The following is a 14,117-nucleotide window of genomic DNA, read 5'->3' on the forward strand; positions in this document are numbered from 1 at the left end:
GTAATTATTGACCCACCACATAAAACACCGTGCCGGCAATCAGGATAAACGCCAGTACGACGCCAAAAATCCGCAGCATGCTGCCATAGGGATTGGTCCCGAGGAGAAGACGTTCAGCCTTCCCCTGCGCGCTATCGACAATCACCTTGTCGGTTTCGGACCGCCTGTCAGGCTCGCTCATTGCCGAATGCCATCAATGAAGACCGCCGTCACTTCTTCGCCTCGACGTCCGGATAATGCTCGATGCGCTCGACCTGCTGGCGCATAATCGCCAGCGCCTGTTGTTCCATGGCGTGAGCGTTGCGCAATCCGGTGACGTAGATTTCCGTTGGTGTCGACATCGTTCTCTCCACTGGTCTCTTGAAGGGAACGGCGGGGCACGCTCGAAGCTGCCTGCCACATCTCAGATCATCCCGCCTAGACCACGGCATCGTCGACATATTCAAATGGCGAAGCGGCCGGAGCATCAGCGCCGGCCGCTTCATCGATCAGGGCCGCAACACGACCTTGGTCCATTCGTTTTGCTTGTCGTGGAAGTTCTTGTAGCCCATCGGCGCTTCTTCGAGCGACAACCGGTGGCTGATCAGGAAGGTCGTATCGATTTCCTTCTCCATGATGCGCCGCAGCAGATCCCCGGTATAGCGCTGCACATGGGTCTGGCCGCCCTTGATGGTCAGGCCCTTTTCCATCATCGCGCCAAGCGGCCACTTGTCGAGCATGCCGCCATAGACGCCGGGCACAGAAACCCGCCCGCCCTTCCGGCACGCCAGCAGCGCCTGCCGCAAGGCATGGCCGCGATCCGCACCCGGCGCGATCTTCTGTTTGACGAGGTCGAGAACATTATCGACCACAAACCCATGGGCTTCCATGCCCACAGCGTCGATCACCGCATCAGGCCCGATGCCCGCGGTCATCTCCATCAATGCCTCGCGCACATGCGTCTTTTCGAAATTGATGGTCTTGGCGCCAAATTGCTTAGCCAATTCCAGCCGATGCTCGTGGTGATCGATGACGATCACCTGCGCCGCGCCCATGATGACGGCGCTTTGCACCGCAAAGAGCCCAACCGGTCCCGCGCCCCAGACGGCAACGGTATCGCCCGGCTCGATTTCTGCATTCTCCGCCGCCATCCAGCCCGTCGGCAGGATATCGGAAAGAAAGAGCACATCCTCGTCGCCCAGCTCATCGGGAATGACGATCGGCCCAACATCGGAAAACGGCACGCGCACATATTCCGCCTGTCCGCCGGCATAGCCACCGGTCAGGTGCGTGTAGCCAAATGCTGCCCCCATGCCATGTCCGTAGAGCTTTTCGCTCGCATCCTGCTTTTCCGCTGGATTGGAATTGTCGCACGCCGAAAACTGACCCTTCTTGCAGTGGAAGCATCCACCACAGGAAATGGTGAAAGGCACGACGACGCGCTGGCCCTTCTTGAGCGTACTTTTGGGTCCCACCTCGACCACCTCGCCCATGAATTCATGGCCGAGAATATCGCCCGATATCAGGCCGGGAATGACGCCGTCATAAAGGTGCAGGTCGGACCCGCAGATGGCGGTCGATGTCACTTTCAGGATCGCATCGCGCGGGTTGAGAATTTCGGGATCGGGGTGAGTGTCGACGCGAACGTCGTTATTGCCGTGCCAAGTGAGCGCCCGCATCAGTTTTCCTCGTTCTGTTTGCTGTGAAAGCTGCCAGTGGCGATTTCGCCGGTTTCCATGAGCATCTTGAAGCGCTTGAGCTCGTGCCGCGCCTGGATATTAGGCTCGGCCGCAAAGAGCTTGGCGACGATCCGCCCAACGTCTCCGCCCGGCGGCGCATAGGAGATGTCAGCGGTCACCACGGTGCCGCGATCGGCCGGCGCGGTCTCGAACGTCACGCGACCGCGCGTCTTGATCTGGGAGTCTTCGGTCGATTCCCAGGCAATCGTTTTGTGCGGCACGTCCTCGGTGATCTTGGTCACGAGCGTCACCGTTTGCGCGAGCGGCGCGCGGACCGTCCAATGATAGTCTTCGCCCCGCTTTTCCACGGCTTCGACCGCCTTCATGAAGCCGGGAAACCGCGTTGGGTCGCGCCAGCCTTCATAGACTTCGGCAATCGGCTTGCCGACGAGGACCGACCGGCCGACCACTGCCAGATCGCCGTCCTTGTCATCCTTGCTTGCGCGCTTTGGTGCGTCGTCGACGCTTGTGTCGCTCATCAAAAATTCCTCCTGATTGCCGGCTTGGACATGCCGGGCAAATGGCTGGGAATCCGCGAAGGTTCAGCACCTGCCTCAGGTTAAGTCCCTGATGACGCACACTCGCCGCCGATCCAATTAACCTGCGTAATCGTGCCGCCGTCGCCGCCATGCTAGCCATGGTCTGGCGCAACTCCGGGCCATGTTCGAACATTTCCAGTTCGATCCATCGCCCATCGCAACACGGAGTTTCGGCATGCAGCCCAAGGACGAAGAAGTGAGTTTTCTCGCAGAAGACTTCGGCATCCCCGCAGCGAAAGCTGCCGCGCTCGTCGCCGACACTGAAACGGAGGCGGACGCCCTTGCCGCCCGCCAGATAAAACGCGAACGCAGCCGCGATCCCTATGGCAATGCCCCTGTTCCCGCGTCGCCGGAGGAACATCAGGTGTCCGACGATGGCGGCCTCCAAAAGCCCGTTCTGAAGCAGTATCCGTGATCGGCCAACCACCGGCCGGGGCCCGGCTTCAGATCGAGGCCTACCTCCTCAAACTGACCGATGCGATCCGCCAGCTCGACGATCCGGTTGAAATCCAGGTCGTCGCCCAGCGCGTCCTTGCCCTCGAACTCGATGCCGACCGCGTCGCCTATGCCGAAGACCTCGGCGATGGCGTCCATGTGCAATTGACCCGGGATTGGACCAATCGCGGTCCGAGCCTTGCCGGCCGCTATCGCTACGCCGACTACGGCATCGAACTCATGACTGCCCTCCTTGCTGGCCGCTCCTCCATTCGCCCCGATATCCAGGGCGACCCAAGCCTGAGCCCGGCGGAAAAAGCCGCCCACGCCACCCTCGGCCTCGGCGCTACGCTCAATGTGCCCCTCGTTAAAAATGCCGGCCTCGTCGCCATCCTCGCCGTTCATTTTGCCGGCCCGCATGATTTCACCGAAACCGAAGTCGCCGTGACCGAGGCAACGGCCGAGCGTACCTGGGCCGCCGTCGAACGCGCCCGCGCCGAGGCAGCGCTTCGTCAAAACGAAGAAAAATACCGCGAGCTCTTCAGCTCCATGGATCAGGGCTACTGCATCATCCAGATGCTGTACGACGGCAAGAAAGCCGTGGACTGGCGCTATATCGAGGTCAACGCGGCCTTCGAGCGCCATAATGGCCTCCATGATGCGACTGGCAAGACCATCAAGGAATTGACGCCCGACATCGAGGAAAAGTGGATCGACATCTACGACCGCGTCGCCGTGACGGGCGAAAGCCTGCGCTTTGAGGAAAACTCCTCCGCACTCGAAGATCGCACCTTCGATCTCTACGCCTTCCGCGTCGGCCGCCCCGAAACGCGCCAGGTGGCCGTGCTTTTCCAGGACATCAGCGAACAAAAGCGCGCCCAGGCTGCGCTTCGCGCCAGCGAGGAACGCTTCCGCAAATTTGCCGACGCCTCGTCCGATGCTCTCTGGATCCGCGATGCCAAAACGCTCGCCGTCGAATTCGCCAGCCAGGCCATGGAAACCGTCCTTGGCATTTCCCCCGATGCAGCCCGCGCCGATGCCCGCGCGCTCGACGCGATGATCCTCCCCGAGGACCGCCCCGACGTCATGGCCAATGTCGCGGCAATCCGGCGCGGCGAAGCCGTGGTTCACGACTACCGCATCCTCCGCCCCTCGGATGGCGCCTTCCGCTGGATCCGCAGCACCGGTTTTCCGCTTCTCGACAATCTTGGCCAGGTCGAGCGGATCGCCGGCTTTTCGACCGACATTACCGACGCCCGCATTTCGACCGAACATCAGGCCGTATTGCTCGCCGAATTGCAGCATCGCGTGCGCAACATCATGGCGGTGATCCGGTCCATCGCCAGTCGCTCCGCCTCGACCGCCGACAGCGTCGCGAGCTACCAAAGCCTCCTCGCCGGCCGCCTCACCGCCCTCGCCCGCGTCCAGGCTCTACTGACGCGCAGCACCGAGACCGGCACGATTTTGGGGACGATGATCGAGGAAGAGGTTTCGGCCCACGCGCCCCAGCCTGGGCAGGTGACGCTCGATGGCCCACCGATCGAACTCGGCCCCAAGGCCATCGAGGTCCTGACACTCGCCATTCACGAACTCACCACCAATGCCGCCAAATATGGCGCCCTCGCCGTGCCCCACGGCAAGCTCACGATCCGGTGGACCCAGCAGGTGCGCCGCGGGACCGATTGGCTCCACATCGATTGGCAGGAAAGCGGGCTGACAGATCTCAGCGAACCCCGCCGTCGCGGCTTTGGCAGCGAACTGATCGAGCGACGCATCCCATATGAATTGGACGGCACCGGCGAGATGCAATTCTCCCCCACCGGCCTTCGCTGCACGCTCGAATTCCCGCTGCCAGAAAAGGCCAGCATTCTCGACACCGCCTCGCCCACCCCCGTCTCGGTCCACGGCGGCAGTCTCGATCTTGCCCAGGCGCCCAATCTGTCCGGCTATCGCATTCTCGTCTCGGAAGACGACTACCTCCTCGCCTCCGACGTTTCGACCGCTCTCCGCCGCGCCGGCGCGACCGTCATCGGCCCCTTCGCCGACGAAATGCGCGCCAAGGAAAGCGCCGAAACCGAACATCCCGACGCCGCCATTCTCGACATCAATCTCGGCACCGGCGCCGGCTTCGGACTCGCTGCCTATCTCGGCGAACGAGCGACCCCGTTCCTTTTTCTTACCGGCTACGACACCGGGATCATCCCGCCCGGCCTTGCCGGCATCACCCAGATCCAGAAGCCGGCATCACTCCTCAAAGTCGTGCAGGCGGTCCACCGCCTTCTCCGCCCGACGGAGACCTAGCCCCGCGCCGCCATCTTCTCTTCGATGATCCGCCGCGCCAAAACCGGATCGGGCGGCAGAACCGCACTCGCGAGCGCCCTGGAATAATCGTGCTGCGGATTGCCCAGCACCGTCTGCGCCGCCCCCGCCTCCACCACATCTCCCTTGTGCATGATGATCACGCGGTCCGAGATATAATAGGCCGTCGAGAGATCGTGGGTGATGTAGATGATCGAGACCCCGAGCGTATCCCGCAAATCCCGGAAGAGATTGACAATCGACATCCTCAGCGACGCATCGACCATCGACACCGGTTCATCCGCCACGATCAGTTTCGGCTCCGGTATCAGCGCCCGCGCCACCGCGATACGCTGCAACTGCCCACCCGAAAGCTCGTGCGAATAGCGGCCGCGGACTTCGGCAAGGCTCAGCCCCACATGGTTGAGCGCCTTGTCGACCGCCGCCTCGATCTCGGTCTTGCGCTTTAGCCCCAGAAACCGCTTAGCCGTCGAATAGAGATAATAATCGAGCGTCGAGAGCGGATTGAATGCCTCGAACGGGTTCTGGAAAATCGGCTGCACCCGCGCCATAAACTTGAGCTTGTCCGCCCGGCTGCGAATTTTGGCGATATCCTGCCCCTCAAAGGTCAGGCTCCCGCTCGTCGGCGTCTCATTGCCGAGGATCATCCGCGCCGTCGTCGTCTTGCCGCTGCCCGATTCCCCGACGATGGTGAAAATCTCCGGCGCCGTATCGCTGATGGTAAAGCTGACATCCTTGACGGCATGGAGGATCGACCGGTCCAAAAACCCGCCGACCGCATAGTCCTTGTTCACATGATTGAGTTCGAGAAGCGCGCTCATGCTGCAGCCACCTCCCCGGCCCGCCAGCAGGCGACCCGGCCCGAAAGCCGGTTCTCGAGCGGCGGATTATCGGTCTTGCATTTGTCGATCGCGAGCGGACAGCGCGGATGAAACCGGCAGCCACTCGGCGGCTCGGCAAGGTTCGGCGGCTTCCCCGGCAGAGCCGAGCGCCGCGTCTTGTCGCCGAGCCTTGGCAAGCTCGCAATCAGATGCGCCGTATAAGGGTGCTGGGGCTGCCTGAACACATCGAGCGTCGGCCCCTCTTCGACCAGCCGCCCCGCATAGACGATGCCGATCCGATCGGCGATCGCGGCATGCACCGTCATGTCATGCGTCACGAAGATGATCGAAGCGCCCATGCGCCGCTGGATATCCTTGATCAGCGCCAGCACATCCTGCTGCACCAAGACATCGAGCGCCGTCGTCGGCTCATCCGCAATGATGAAATCGGGCTCGCACACCGTCGCCAGCGCGATCGTCAATCGCTGCCGCATTCCGCCTGAAAGCTGGTGCGGAAAGGATTCAAGCACCCGCGGATCAAGCCCGATCCGCTGCAGGTGCTTTTCCACCCGCTCCCGAAATGCTCGTTCCGAAAGCCCCATATGCTCGAAGGCAAAGTCGTGAAACGCGTGCTTCACCTTGCGCACCGGGTTCAGCACGTTCATCGAACCCTGCATGATATAGGAGAGGTGCTGCCAGCGCGCCTTCTTCATCCGCTCCGGCTCGCCATAGACGTCGAGCACCTTGCCGCCGAAATCGAATTTGACCGAGCCCTCGACCACTCGCAGCGGCGGCGTAATCGCCCCGGCAATGGTCTTGATCAGCGATGATTTCCCCGAGGACGACTCCCCGGCAATCCCATAGATCTCGTTGCGCTTGATGGTCAGCGTCACATCGTCGACCGCCCGAACTTCCCGGCGCACGCCAAAGTAGTTCATCTGGTAATAGGCCTTGAGGCCTTCGACTTTGAGCACCGGAGCGGCGTCGACGCTGAGCGGCGTTTTCTCAACAACAGACAGCATGGTCACGCTCCCATCCGGCTCAAGCGACTGCGCGGGTCGATATATTCGTTGACGGATATCGCGAGCAGGAACAGCCCGAGGAACAGCAGCACGATAGCGATGATGGGAAAGGCGATCCACCACCAGATGCCGGCAATGATCGCCTGGTGCTGGTTGGCCCAATAGATCATCCCGCCCACCGTGGGCCGGTTGATGTCCGAAAAGCCAAGCACCGAAAGCGTCACCTCGAGCCCGATGGCCCAGATCAGGTTGTTCATCGCGGTAAAGAAGATCACCGGCATCACATAGGGCAGATGCTGGCGCACGAGGATCTGCGGCACGCTCATCCCGGCAAAGACCGCATGGCGCGTGAATTCCCGGTTCCTCAAGCTCAGCGTGACCGAGCGGATGAGCCGCGCATCGTAGTTCCACCCGAGGAGCGCGGCCGTCGCCGCCAGCACCGGCCAGCTCATCGAATCCCGCATCACGAAATAGACGAGCAAGAGGATCGGAATATTGGGCAGCGCGATCATGGTGTCGTTGAGTGTCATCAACGCCTCGTCCCACTTGCCCCCGAGATAGCCCGAGATCATGCCCACGGCGACCGCGAGCAAACGACTGAGGATGGTCACGGTGATCCCAAACAGCATCGTGTTCCAGATCGCCGAGCTCATCTGCCAGAGCACGTCCTGCCCGCGCGATGTCGTGCCGAACCAGTATTGCGCCGAAGGCGGCATGTCGGGCGGCAGGAGATAGATGGCGCTGTCCGGCATTGGCGCCCAGAAGTGCGCCAGAGCGAAAAGGAAAACACCGAGCGTCAGCACGAAGCCGATTGCGAATTCCCGGTTATAGCGCAGCAAGTCGCGAAGAATCTTGAACATGGTCAGCCGTGCCTCACGCGCGGATCGATCAGGGGATAGAGGAGGTCGATGATGAAGACGGCGACAGCCACCGCCACGATCGACATGGTCGTCACCCCGAGCACCAGCGAATAATCGCCGCGATAAATGCCCTGGATCAGGAGCCGCCCGACGCCGGGATAATTGAAGAGAAATTCGGTGATAACGGCGCCGCCAAAGACATTGCCAAGGCTGAGTGCCAGCCCCGTCAACTGCGGCAGCAGCGCATTGCGCGCCACATATTGGGAAAAGATCTTGCTCGATTTCACCCCGCCGAGCTCGGCATAGACCACATGGTCGTCGGTCACGATATTGGAGACCAGCGACCGCATGGAAATGAACCAACTCCCGATCCCGACGAGCACCAGCGTCAGCGCAGGCAGCGTGCCGTGCAGAATAAGCGAGCGGATATAGTCGAAACTGAACGCCGGCTGCAGGTTCATCTGCGCCCCGCCCGAGATCGGCAGCACCGGCCAGATAAAGCCGAAGGCAAGCAGTAACACGAGACCGATGATATAGGCCGGCACCGGATGGAGCGCCATGATCGCCGCGCCCGACAGTTTTAAGAGCGTATTGTTGCGGTAGTAGCCCGCCAACGCCCCGAGCAGGTTGCCGAGCGTCCAGGTGATGATCAGCGCCAATGTCAGAAGCCCAACGGTCCAGGGCAAGGCGCTCATGATCAGCGACATCACCGGCGTCGGGAACGATGAAAGCGAGGGTCCGAAATCGCCCTGCACCACGCGACCCCAGAACCCCACATATTGCTCGATCATCGAGCCCTTGAGGCCATAAAGCTCCTGCAGCGCTTCGCGCATCAGTTCCACCGCCCGCGGGTCGGTAGCACCGAAATTGGTCATCAACGACACGGATTGTTCCACCGGATCGACCGGGGAAAGCTTGGTGATGACGAAAGCCAGCGAAACGCCCAGGAAAATCACGAGGAAAAACTGGAAGAGGCGCCGGACGAGATATTTGGCAAAGCCGTCCATCTGCGTGCCCGTTTCGAACTATGAATCAAAGGAAACGGGCGGGGTCATGCCCCGCCCGCAGGGCCTATTGTGCAGCCGGTGCGTTCGGGTTGGCTTCGAGGGCCACCACCATGTAGCGCAGGTTGCTCCAGAACGGACCCGAAGCCGAATAGGGATTCTCGGCGCTGGGATAACCGGTCCAGTAGGTCGTGTCGAAAGGCGCAAACTTGTTGTAGGCCATCAGCGGAATGAACGGCATCTCTTCGACGGCAAGCTTGAGATAGTCCATCCCGAGCTGGGTGACCTGTGGGGCGTCGAACCCGATCACGCGATTGGCTTCGACGATCTGGTCGAGCCGTTCATCTGTCCAACGGGTCAGGTTGCGCGGCGGCTGGGTTTCCCCGGCTGGCTTGACGAAATCGGAGTGATAGCTTTCGAGGAAGAACGAAAGGTCCGGGTGGCCGCCCCAGGTCTCGACGGTCCAGTAGATGGCGACATCGAAGTCACCGCCGCCGAGACGCTGGCCGTTGGTCGGCCCCGCGACGTCCACCGTCGTCTGCACCCCTTCCATCGACCACTGCTGGGCGATGATGGTACCGGCACGCGCGAGCGTCGGAACATTGTCGCCCTCGACCATCAGCTTGATGGTGAATGGCGTGCCATCGGGCTTCATCCACTGGTTGCCGTTCTTGGTAAAGCCGGCTTTCTGCAGCAGTTCCGCTGCCGCCTGCACGTCCTGCTTCCACCAGCCATTGCCGAACATCTTGGCAAGCTGGGCCGGATCGTCCGGAATGTCCTCGCCCCATTGCGGTTTGACGAGCGCAGCGATCTGCTGCGGCACGGTCTGGTCGTAAGGCTTTATGGTCCGCGTGCCGGTATTGAGCTCATAGCCGTTGAGCCATTCCTGCATCGGCTCGTAATAATCGACCACGGCCGTACCGGTCGGCGGCACGGACAGTGCAGCCAGGTTCGCTGCCCCGCGATAAGACCCCATGGCCACGGCGCGGATATCGATCATCAGGGCCAGCGCCCAGCGAACGTCCTTATTGGCGTAAGGTTCGCGCTGGTGGTTGAAGAGCACTGACGGCAGTGTCGGATCGGGATGGGCAAAGGGGAAGCCCAGGAACCATGACGCGGTGGTTTCGCGCGCATCGCGGGCAATGGTGAACATGCCTTCGGGCGCAATGTCGTTGATCACATCGAGATTGTGGTTTATCTGCTCGATGACGCGCGCATCGGGATTGCCCGCATTGCGATAGACGACATATTTCACGTCCGGCGCCTTATCGAGCGTCATGCCGATCGAGGTGCGCTGCCAGTCCTCCCGCAGCTTCCAGATCACCCAATTGCCCGCGCTGTCATAGCTGTCGAGCACATAGGCCGAGAGCGACACCGGCGGATTGGCGTTATAGGTCAGTGGATCCTCGACCTTTTCGAACACATGCTTGGGCATGATCCAGGCCGCATTCCAGCGCACGGTAAAGAGCGTATGGAACCGTGAATTGGGTTCCTTGAGATTGAAAACCACCGTCAATGGATCGGTCGCTTCGACACTCTCGACATTGACCGTAAACGGCGCGCTCCAGCCCATGCCGGCATGTTCGATCTGCGTCTCGACCGTATAGACGACATCGTCAGCCGAAAACTGAACCCCGTCGCTCCAGAAGATGCCATCCCGCAGTTTGACGGTCATCTGCGTGAAATCGTCATTATAGATCGGCTTTTCGGTCGCCAGCGCATTGGTCCAGGCCGCGTCGCCCGTGCCCTCGGGATTGATGAACCAGAACGTATCGGCGGTCAGCTGCTGCAAGCCATTATTGCTCGCCCCGCCGCCCGGCGCCCAAAGGTTGAACCATTCGGCATTTTGCGCTGCCGGACCCTGAATGATCAGCGCCTCGTTGCGCGGAATACCCGCAATGAAATCCTGGGCGGCTACCGGCACCGCCGTTGCGGCTATAGCGACTGGCATCGCCACCTTGGCGATCGCTAGCGCGGTTGCCACCAGCTTCCGAAAGAGCATGGTCGTTCCTCCTATGGCCCGCGCTTTGCGCAGGCAGCGACTGCGCAGGCCTTCGCCGCACATCGCCTCCCTCACCTCGACGCCGCCCGCCAATTCCTCCCGGCAGTCCGCGCCAACAGCTTTATCGACAATATTTTAACCGAGGGCAACAGGATTATCGACAAAACAGCGCATTTTCACGCCTTTGATCGCCATAGTGCGGGATTTAATCGACAATCCACCTTTGTATTATTGACAAAGACACGCACCCGAGTAGGCTCACCGCACCAAACGGGCAATGACCCAAAACGCAGCTATCAAGGGTGGAGACAAGACAATGACCACGACTTACGACGTCCGCATCGACGTGGACGCAGGCGCAAGCCGCGGTGCTTACCGGCCATTGTGGAACTGGTTCGGCTATGACGAGCCGAATTACACCTACACCGCCAATGGCAAGAAGCTGCTCAACGCCCTGACCGAGCTCAGCCCCGAGCCCCCGCGCGTGCGCACGCACAATCTTCTCACCTCAGGCGATGGCAAATATGCCCTCAAATGGGGCTCGACCAATGCCTATACCGAAGACGCCGACGGCAACCCGGTCTACGATTGGACCATCATGGACCAGATCTTCGACGCCTATGTCGAAGCCGGCAATATCCCGCTGATCCAGGTCGGCTTCATGCCCGAAGCCCTCTCCGACGATCCCGGCGAATACCGCCACTATTGGACCCCCACCGATCCCTACGCCACCATCCTGACCGGCTGGGCCAATCCGCCCAACAATCTAAAGAAGTGGGGCGACCTCATCCACGCCTGGGCCCGCCACCTGGCCGATCGCTATGGCGAGGAAAAAGTCCTCTCCTGGCCATGGGAAGTCTGGAACGAGCCCGATGGCATCTACTGGAAAGGCACCATCCCGCAATTCTGCGAAATGTACGATGTCGCCGCCCGCGCCATCAAAGCCGCCCTGCCCGGCGCCCGTGTCGGCGGCCCCCACACCTGCGGCGCCTTCAACAACCCCAAGGCGCAGAAATTCCTCCGCGAATTCCTGCAGCACGTCGTCGACAACGATTCCCCCATCGACTTCATCGCCTTCCACGCCAAGGGCAATCCGGTGATCTGGAAGGACCATGTCCGCATGGGCCTCCACAAGCAGCTCCGCGATATCGAAGCCAACCTCGCCATCGTCAATGAATTCCCGACCCTCAAGCATCTGCCCACGGTCATCGGCGAATCCGACCCAGAAGGCTGCGCTGCCTGCTCCGCCCGCGTTCATCCGCAAAACGGCTATCGCAACGGGCCGCTCTACGGCGCCTATGTCGTCGAAAGCATGATCCGCACCTACGAACTCAGCCAGCGCGCCGGCATCGAAATCGAAGGCGCCGTCACCTGGGCCTTCCTCTTCGAAGACCAGCCCTGGTACGACGGTTTCCGCGATCTCGCGACCAATGGCGTCGATAAGGCCGTGCTCAATGGCTTCCGCATGCTCGGCAAGCTGAAAGGCGAGTGGGTCGAAGCCAAATCCGACCACGCCCTTGATATCCAGACCATCATGGAACACGGCGTCCGCGAGCAACCCGACGTCAACGCCGTCGCCACTCGCGACGATACCGGCGTCTCGATCCTCGTCTGGAATTATCACGATGACGACGTCGAAGACGGCGCCGCCAACGTCACCCTGTCACTCAAAGGCATAAGGCCCGGCAGCCACAAGCTGACCCACTTCCGCATGGACAAGGATCACTCCAACTCCTTCGGTGTCTGGAAAGCCATGGGCTCGCCCCAGGAAGTTACCGGTGACGACTACAAAAAACTGGAAGCCTCCGGCCAACTCGCCGTCCTCGAAACCTCTGTAGCCGAAGCTTCCAACGGCGCCGTCACCATTACGGCAACCCTCCCCCGCCAGGGCGTCTCCCTCCTCCGCATCGACTACTAGACCCAGCGCAAATCAGCCCTAGCTGATTTGTCGCGACAGCACCCCGCCGACCTCCCTCGGCGGGGTGCTTTATTTTGTGGAGATCGCGCTTACGAACCCAGCCCCAATTCCTGCCGCAGCGCATCGATCCGCTCCGAGGCTTCCGCCTTGCTCAGATCATCCGCAAATTGCTCGGGCTTATGCGCCTGCTCCGAAAGCGTCTTCAAATAAGACCCCTGCGCATCCGTCATCGGATCGTCGCCGGTCGTCCATTCGCTCGGATCTTTTTCGAGGTTGGAATGCGGACCCGGATCGATTTTGGGATTGGTCGTGGACATCTGAGAACTCCTTGTTTGTTCTCTAAACGTTCACCACCCGCAACCCGTTCCCTACTGGATCGAAACGCCTGCCTCGGCGATCACCGGCGCCCAGCGCGCCACTTCGCTCTTCACATGCTCGGCCAGTTCTTCCGGCGTCGACCCGACGACCACCGCGCCAGCCTCCGCGAGTTGCTCTTTCACCGCCGGATCATTGACCGCCGCCACTGCCGCCGCATTGAGCTTTTCGATCACCTCTGGCGGCGTCCCGGCCGGCGCGAACAGCGCGTTCCAGGTATTGGTCTCATAGCCCGGCACCCCGGCCTCATCCATGGTCGGCACATCGGGGAAGCTCGCGCTCCGTTCCAGCGTCGTCACCGCCAGCGGCCGCAGCGTCCCCGCCTTCATGTGCTCGCTCGCCGAAGGCAGATTATCGAAAATGATCGGCACCGCGCCGGAAAGCGCATCGACCAGTGCCGGCCCCGATCCCTGATAGGGCACGTGCACCATGTCTGTGCCGGTCATCGATTTGAACAATTCCCCCGAAAGATGCAGCGGCGTCCCATTGCCCGAAGACGCATAAGCATGCTCCTCCGGCTCCGCCTTCAGTTTCGCGATCAGCTCCTCGACCGTCTTGGCCGGAAAGTCGGGATTGACCAGCAAGACGTTGGGCACCGTCACCAAGAGAGAAATCGGCGTGAAATCGGCCGAAGGATCAAACGGCGGCGTCGCATAAAGTGAAGCGCTCAGCGCATGCGTCGCGATCGTCCCCATCAGGATCGTGTAGCCATCCGGCGCCGCATCGACCACCGCCGTCGCTCCAACGACGCCCCCGGCCCCTGCCTGGTTCACCACCAGCACATTCTGCCCAAGCTCCTTGGACATAGCCTCGGCAACAATGCGCCCGACAAGATCCGTCGATCCGCCCGCCGCAAACGGCACGACGAGATTGATCGGATGGCTCGGAAAATCCCCCTGAGCCAAGACCGGCGCCACCAGCGCCAAAGTCCCAGCCACCAGGGCCGGCACAGCAAAAGCAAGCTTCATCAAATCCTCCTCAAGGCGCCTCCCGCGCCCGGCCGTGTTTCACGGTCCAAGAAAGATGCTAGCCGCAGCAGCCCACCTGCACAATTCAAGTTTGCGCACCTCTTATCCTTCTCCCCCTCGGGGAGAAGGTGGCGCG

14 protein-coding genes are annotated in these 14,117 nt (G+C 61.3%); 3 read left to right on the plus strand and 11 right to left on the minus strand.

All coding sequences use genetic code 11. The features are described from left to right. Positions 1 to 4 precede the first annotated feature (4 nt). From ASE94_RS21035 to ASE94_RS17030, 4 genes are all read right to left on the minus strand, one after another. Positions 5 to 181 carry a hypothetical protein gene (locus ASE94_RS21035; protein WP_156352194.1) on the minus strand — a complete coding sequence of 59 codons (177 nt, stop codon included), beginning with the start codon at positions 179 to 181 and terminating at the stop codon, positions 5 to 7. Positions 182 to 209: 28 nt separating this feature from the next. Beyond that, positions 210 to 341: a DUF892 family protein gene (locus tag ASE94_RS20740; RefSeq protein WP_082461284.1), complete on the minus strand. Its 132-nt coding sequence runs from the start codon at positions 339 to 341 to the stop codon at positions 210 to 212. A 147-nt stretch (positions 342 to 488) separates the two neighbouring features. Beyond that, the gene (locus ASE94_RS17025; protein ID WP_061910066.1) at positions 489 to 1,658 is read right to left on the minus strand and encodes a zinc-dependent alcohol dehydrogenase; all 1,170 of its coding nucleotides are present in this window, start codon (positions 1,656 to 1,658) and stop codon (positions 489 to 491) included. Continuing rightward, a complete protein-coding gene (locus tag ASE94_RS17030; RefSeq protein WP_061910063.1) occupies positions 1,658 to 2,197 on the minus strand; it encodes an SRPBCC family protein in 540 nt (179 codons plus the stop codon). Before ASE94_RS17030 ends, ASE94_RS17025 begins: the two co-directional genes overlap by 1 nt. Positions 2,198 to 2,378: 181 nt before the next feature. Here ASE94_RS17030 and ASE94_RS17035 point away from each other — a divergent pair, with 181 nt between their 5' ends. Together ASE94_RS17035 and ASE94_RS17040 are read left to right on the plus strand one after the other, a co-directional pair. Further along, positions 2,379 to 2,672, plus strand: coding sequence for a hypothetical protein (locus ASE94_RS17035; protein WP_061910061.1), 294 nt, complete (start codon positions 2,379 to 2,381; stop codon positions 2,670 to 2,672). Next, positions 2,669 to 4,993: an HWE histidine kinase domain-containing protein gene (locus ASE94_RS17040; RefSeq protein WP_062631390.1), complete on the plus strand. Its 2,325-nt coding sequence runs from the start codon at positions 2,669 to 2,671 to the stop codon at positions 4,991 to 4,993. Before ASE94_RS17035 ends, ASE94_RS17040 begins: the two co-directional genes overlap by 4 nt. Here the strand turns inward: ASE94_RS17040 and ASE94_RS17045 are convergent. The 5 genes from ASE94_RS17045 to ASE94_RS17065 form a co-directional block, all read right to left on the minus strand. Next, positions 4,990 to 5,832, minus strand: a complete 843-nt coding sequence (locus tag ASE94_RS17045) for an ABC transporter ATP-binding protein (protein WP_062631391.1) — start codon at positions 5,830 to 5,832, stop codon at positions 4,990 to 4,992. The genes ASE94_RS17040 and ASE94_RS17045 overlap by 4 nt on opposite strands. Next, positions 5,829 to 6,854, minus strand: coding sequence for an ABC transporter ATP-binding protein (locus ASE94_RS17050; protein ID WP_061910055.1), 1,026 nt, complete (start codon positions 6,852 to 6,854; stop codon positions 5,829 to 5,831). The genes ASE94_RS17045 and ASE94_RS17050 overlap by 4 nt, the downstream gene beginning before the upstream one ends. A 2-nt stretch (positions 6,855 to 6,856) precedes the next feature. Further along, positions 6,857 to 7,714: an ABC transporter permease gene (locus ASE94_RS17055; protein ID WP_062631392.1), complete on the minus strand. Its 858-nt coding sequence runs from the start codon at positions 7,712 to 7,714 to the stop codon at positions 6,857 to 6,859. A 2-nt stretch (positions 7,715 to 7,716) separates the two neighbouring features. Next, positions 7,717 to 8,721 carry an ABC transporter permease gene (locus tag ASE94_RS17060; protein WP_062631393.1) on the minus strand — a complete coding sequence of 335 codons (1,005 nt, stop codon included), beginning with the start codon at positions 8,719 to 8,721 and terminating at the stop codon, positions 7,717 to 7,719. A 64-nt stretch (positions 8,722 to 8,785) separates the two neighbouring features. Further along, complete coding sequence (locus ASE94_RS17065) at positions 8,786 to 10,720, minus strand: ABC transporter substrate-binding protein (RefSeq protein WP_062631462.1); 1,935 nt, start codon at positions 10,718 to 10,720, stop codon at positions 8,786 to 8,788. Positions 10,721 to 11,036: 316 nt separating this feature from the next. On the opposite strand from ASE94_RS17065, the gene ASE94_RS17070 reads away from it, so the two are divergent. Continuing rightward, a complete protein-coding gene (locus ASE94_RS17070) occupies positions 11,037 to 12,638 on the plus strand; it encodes a beta-xylosidase (protein ID WP_062631394.1) in 1,602 nt (533 codons plus the stop codon). Positions 12,639 to 12,727: 89 nt separating this feature from the next. Here the strand turns inward: ASE94_RS17070 and ASE94_RS17075 are convergent, their stop codons facing one another. Next, positions 12,728 to 12,955 (minus strand): DUF3072 domain-containing protein, encoded by a 228-nt coding sequence (locus ASE94_RS17075; RefSeq protein WP_061910045.1) that lies wholly within the window; start codon positions 12,953 to 12,955, stop codon positions 12,728 to 12,730. Positions 12,956 to 13,006: 51 nt separating this feature from the next. After that, the gene (locus ASE94_RS17080) at positions 13,007 to 13,981 is read right to left on the minus strand and encodes a tripartite tricarboxylate transporter substrate binding protein (protein WP_062631395.1); all 975 of its coding nucleotides are present in this window, start codon (positions 13,979 to 13,981) and stop codon (positions 13,007 to 13,009) included. Positions 13,982 to 14,117 lie beyond the last annotated feature (136 nt).

The organism is Devosia sp. Leaf64 (assembly GCF_001421945.1).
Classification (GTDB): Bacteria; Pseudomonadota; Alphaproteobacteria; order Rhizobiales; family Devosiaceae; genus Devosia.